The 4,669-nt window shown below is 50.4% G+C and carries 5 protein-coding genes; 3 read left to right on the top strand and 2 right to left on the bottom strand.

The window, feature by feature from the left end; all coding sequences use genetic code 11:
* Both Q0231_RS03280 and Q0231_RS03275 read right to left on the bottom strand, forming a co-directional pair.
* Positions 1-1,032 (bottom strand): aminotransferase class III-fold pyridoxal phosphate-dependent enzyme (locus tag Q0231_RS03280; RefSeq protein WP_299345027.1); only part of this gene is annotated, 1,032 nt, incomplete at its 3' end.
* A 45-nt stretch (positions 1,033-1,077) separates the two neighbouring features.
* Positions 1,078-1,851 carry an IclR family transcriptional regulator gene (locus tag Q0231_RS03275; protein ID WP_299345024.1) on the bottom strand — a complete coding sequence of 258 codons (774 nt, stop codon included), beginning with the start codon at positions 1,849-1,851 and terminating at the stop codon, positions 1,078-1,080.
* A gap of 133 nt (positions 1,852-1,984) precedes the next feature.
* Between Q0231_RS03275 and Q0231_RS03270 the strand changes: the two genes are divergently transcribed.
* From Q0231_RS03270 to Q0231_RS03260, 3 genes are all read left to right on the top strand, one after another.
* Entirely contained in the window at positions 1,985-2,926 is a 942-nt protein-coding gene (locus tag Q0231_RS03270; RefSeq protein WP_269393964.1) for a tripartite tricarboxylate transporter substrate-binding protein, read from the top strand.
* Between the two features lie 63 nt (positions 2,927-2,989).
* Positions 2,990-3,568 (top strand): tripartite tricarboxylate transporter TctB family protein, encoded by a 579-nt coding sequence (locus Q0231_RS03265; protein WP_299345018.1) that lies wholly within the window; start codon positions 2,990-2,992, stop codon positions 3,566-3,568.
* A 9-nt stretch (positions 3,569-3,577) separates the two neighbouring features.
* The coding region (locus Q0231_RS03260) for a tripartite tricarboxylate transporter permease (RefSeq protein WP_299345015.1) at positions 3,578-4,669 on the top strand (1,092 nt) is incomplete at its 3' end.

The raw sequence follows: 4,669 nt of genomic DNA, 5'->3' as shown, positions 1-4,669 counted from the left end.
CAGAATATCTAGGGAAGCCAAGCCCGCTGCACAGGCAATAGGGTGTGCAGAGTAGGTGTACCCGTGCGGCAACTCTAAGGCATAATCCGGGCCGCCTTGCTCCATGAAGCAATCATAAATTTCTTGTTTGACTGCGACGGCCCCCATCGGGATTACACCGTTAGTCAATTGCTTTGCCATATTAATAATGTCAGGAGTAACATCAAATACTTCGGCCCCGGTCTTACCGCCCATTCGTCCAAAGGCTGTGATTACCTCGTCAGCTATCAGCAAGATGCCATGTTTGTCGCACACTTCGCGCACCATCGGCATAAATGTTTCATGCGGCACGATTACACCGCCAGCGCCCAGAACTGGCTCCATGATCATTGCAGCGATTGTGTTTGCACCTTGAAAGGCAATTTCTTCTTCGAACAGGGCAATGATGCGATTGGCAATTTCTTGCGGGTTAGTGGTGTTGAACGGGTTGCGATATGTCCAAGGGGCCGGGAGTTGGAAGCAGCCGGGCAATAATGGTTCATAGTTGCGGCGGAAATTGGCATTGCCGTTGACAGACGCGCCACCAAAATGAGTGCCGTGATAGCCTTTTTTGAGGCTGATGAATTTTGTACGTTCGCCTTCGCCGCGAACTTTGTGATATTGGCGGGCTAGACGCAGGCAGGTTTCAACTGAATCTGAACCGCCAGAGGTGAAAAATGAGCGCACCATTTTTTCGGGTTTGAACCATTCAGTCAGCTCATAGGAAAGCTCCACCGCCTTGTCATTAGTGGTGCCCCGGAACGCCGAATAGTAGGGCAGTTCCATAAGTTGCTCTGTCATTGCCTGTTTAATGCTATCCACCGAATAGCCCAAATTTGCGTTCCACAGTCCGCCCACAGCATCGAGCGTGCGGTGTCCATCGATGTCGATGATTTCAACGCCTTCTGCTCCAGTAATCATGGTGGGAGGATTGGAGCGCATATCGGCTGGGTGCGCCATTGGGTGCCACATATGTTTGGCGTTGTTCTCTTTCAAGAAATTTGAATCGCGCATGGTGGCTCCTTTTACGTATTTGAACTGCTATTTGACTTGAACATGTTAGGTGATCAGCTTTTGAACATTGGGATGAACGATGCCGCCGATGGCCGTGGTGATGCGAGCGGATGCTGCAGCGACGTGGCGTTTGGTCTTGTTCACCAACTCTTCGGTTTTGCGTGAAATGGGCATGGCGACGGCTATGGCACCGGCAGCGGTGCCATCGGCATTAAAATAGGGCGCAGCGATGCCAGCGACGTCTGACTCAAATCCATGCTCGTTGAGATAGTAGCCATCATTTTTTGCTTGGCTTACACGCTGTCGCAATACTTCTGGGTCTGTTTCAGTTTGATCGGTAAAGCGATTGAGTTGGTTGGCTAATGCCTTTTCAATCAAGCTGTTATCATTGAATGCTAAGAATATGATTCCCGAGGCTGTGGCATGAAAGGGTAGTGGTTCTGTGGGATCAATCATCACCACTGTGCCGCGAATGGGTTCTTTATGCGCAACGGTGATCAGCGCGTTTGGTCCAGCAACGCTTGCGTGCGCAGTTTCATTTGTTGTTTCGCAAAGCCAATCAACAGTCTGCGTTGCAATTGCGGTGATGGGCGTTGTTGCTTCGCGAATGCGCGCGAGGTGCAAGAAACCACTGCCCAAGCGATATGACTTGGTGATCTGATTCTGTTCGATGAAGTGATGGTTGCCCAGCGACACAAGAATGCGTCGAGTGGTCGCCTTATCCATTTGGGCGAGGCGCGCAAGTTCTGACAGGCCGATCTCTGGTTGAGATGGCGTGAAATAGCTTAGGAGGTGCATCGCTTTGTCGACAGTTTTCATGCTTATTCATATCCAATTCATTCACATGCTAACAAAAATCTTGACTCATATTGTTTCACAATGCAACCATTAATTGCACCGTTGGTGATAATAGTGAACCGATTGTGTTTTTGACGCCGTGAGGGAGGAAACCATGCGCGCATTAATTTCAGTAATCCTTTTGGGGATGGCTTCTGTTTTGGCGATTATTTCGCCAGCGGTTGCTGAATATCCAGAAAAACCCGTTTCATTTGTGGTGCCATTTCCACCAGGTGATTTGGAAGATGTGCTTACGCGCATGATCGCAGAAGAATTTCAAACCATGTACGGCGTGCCTGCCGCTGTGGTGAATAAGCCAGGTGGGGGCGGAGGGCCCTTTCCGGGGGCAGCTGAAGTAGCTGGCGCACCCGCGGATGGTTACACAATCGGATCATTTGTTGTGGATGTGCCGCTGGTTGGGCCTTACGTGGGTATTCCGGCGCTTAATCCAGATCCCTTCGAGCCTGTCGGTATATTCCTGACTTATCCATTTGTAATTGCGGCGTCCAAAAATGCGCCGTACCAAAACATGGATGAGTTGGCTGCATATTCGCAGGACAATAAGCTGTTGCTTGGGCATTTCGGATCATTCCTGATCCCAACGCAAGTGACGATGGCGTTGGGTGAGAAGAACGGCACACGTTATTACTCAAACGCTGCATTTGATGCGCTGGATTGTAACACGCTTGCTTCGGGCGATGCAGACGTGATCAACACCACGTTGCAGCTCATTCTGCCTTGTATGGATAAGGTGAACGTGTTGGCAACGGTTACCTCTGAGCGTATTCCATTGGTGCCAGATAGCCCAACGGTTGGGGAACTTGAGCCTTCGCTAAATATTGCTTTGTGGAACGGTCTATTTGTTCACAAGGATACGCCAGCGGACGTGCGCGAGAAAATCGCGGCTGCTGCCAAAAAAGCAATGGCAAGTGAAGCTGCGCAAAAATTGGCTGCGGAAACAGGTGCAGGTGTTTACTGGAAAAACGCTGCAGATTCAGCCGCACAAATTGCAGCTGATGGGGTTGTGGCGGAAGCTATTGCCAAATTTGCCGAATAAATATGCAATATTGGTCGGGGCGGATAGTCCCGACCAATACCATAAAGCGAGATTATTCGGATCATGATCCAGACAAATGAGATTGGCAGTAAATCCAACCAAGCACAGAGGGTCGAGGACTATTTTTCTTCCCCTTACAGTTCTGCGTTGGTGTGGTTTGGTGTTTGTACGTTTTTGGTTGCAGTGTTCTTGGCCAGTCAGCTGGGGACGCAAGCTAAGTTTTTTGACGGCATGCCGATTGAAAAACAGCCCGGACTATGGTCAGCGATCGGCATTGTTGGAATGCTGATCTTTGGATTTTTCCAAATGCTACAATTCTGGTTTCATCGTAATGGGTTGCAGGCCCCAGGCTTTGTGCCCGAAGTGCTGACGTGGCTTCGTGCTGGCGAATATGTGCTGTGGTTCATGGCCTATGTCTATCTGGTGCCCATTGTGGGCTATTTGCCGGTAACCGTTGGGTTTTTGATGTTGATGACATGGCGATTGGGCTACCGAAGCCGTGCGCATTTTGCCTTTGCTGTGCTCACTGGCGTGTTGATCGTCTTGGTCTTTAAAAGCTTCTTGCAGGTCAAAATACCAGGCGGCGTAACCTATGAATATCTTCCCGATGCTGTGCGCAGCTTCTTTATTCTTTATCTCTAGGGGCTGTTTGTGGATCTCCTTTTAACAAGTTTGAGCGCCTTGGCGCGAATTGATGTGGCAATTGCTTTGCTTATCGGCTCTGTGGGTGGGGTGGTGATCGGCGCTATTCCTGGTGTTGGACCCGCCATTGCGATTGCGATCTTGCTACCCGCGACTTTTGCGATGGAGCCAATTGTTGGCCTGACCTTGCTGCTTGGGGTGTATGGATCATCCATGTATGGCGGCGCGATCCCCGCGATTTTGGTCAATACGCCAGGCACAGCGGTGAATGCACTCACCACATATGATGGTTTTCCCATGACCAAGAGAGGAGAGGCAACGCGGGCCTTATCTTTGGCGTTTGGAGCGAGTTTTTGTGGGGCGATCATTTCGATTATCGCGCTCATCAGCCTGTCGCCCGTTTTGGCAGCGGTTGCGCCCATGTTTGGGTCGCGCGAAATTTTTCTGGCCGCCTTGCTGGGTATGGTTTTGGTGGTCGTTACCCATCGCGGACAGGCTTTGGCAGCTGGCGCACTGCTGTGTTTGGGCATTTTCATCAATACGATTGGCTTAGAATCCATTCGCTACACCCAGCGGTTTACCTTTGAGCAGACTTGGCTTGCCTCCGGTATCGACTTGATCGTTGTTGTGTTGGGACTTTTCGCGCTCTCTCAGGCATTTTTGCTTTTGGTTGGTGAAGATGAAGACAATAAGCCACCCGCGCTTGTTGGGCGTTTGTTTGACGGTCTTAAAGAAGTGCTGCGGATGCCGAAAATCGTAATTCCATCAGCCGGCTTTGGCGTAATTATGGGCATGATTCCGGGTGTTGGGGAGTTTTTGGCGCAATTCTTTTCCTATTCATTGGCCCGCAAAACCTCAGGTAACGGTGAGAACTTTGGCAAAGGCGCGCCTGAAGGGTTGGTTGCATCCGAAGCGGCGAACAATGCTGTGCCTGCTGCTGCGATGATCCCCTTGTTGGCGCTTGGCATTCCGGGGGAGGCACTTACTGCCATGATGCTTTCAGTGTTTTATGTTCACAATGTCATTCCCGGTCCACAATTGTTCACAAACGATTTTGATTTTGTGCTCAGCCTTTATTTGGCGCTGATCGCGCTGAATGTT

Source organism: uncultured Maritalea sp., assembly GCF_937139385.1.
Classification (GTDB): Bacteria; Pseudomonadota; Alphaproteobacteria; order Rhizobiales; family Devosiaceae; genus Maritalea; species Maritalea porphyrae_A.
The sequence above is the reverse complement of the archived record's forward strand: the minus strand, read 5'-3'. Positions and strand labels throughout refer to the sequence as shown.

Coding starts and splice junctions, on each gene's coding strand:
- Q0231_RS03270 (WP_269393964.1), top strand. CDS start 1,985: ATGCGCGCATTAATTTCAGTAATCCTTTTGGGGATGGCTTCTGTTTTG.
- Q0231_RS03275 (WP_299345024.1), bottom strand. CDS start 1,851: ATGAAAACTGTCGACAAAGCGATGCACCTCCTAAGCTATTTCACGCCA.
- Q0231_RS03265 (WP_299345018.1), top strand. CDS start 2,990: ATGATCCAGACAAATGAGATTGGCAGTAAATCCAACCAAGCACAGAGG.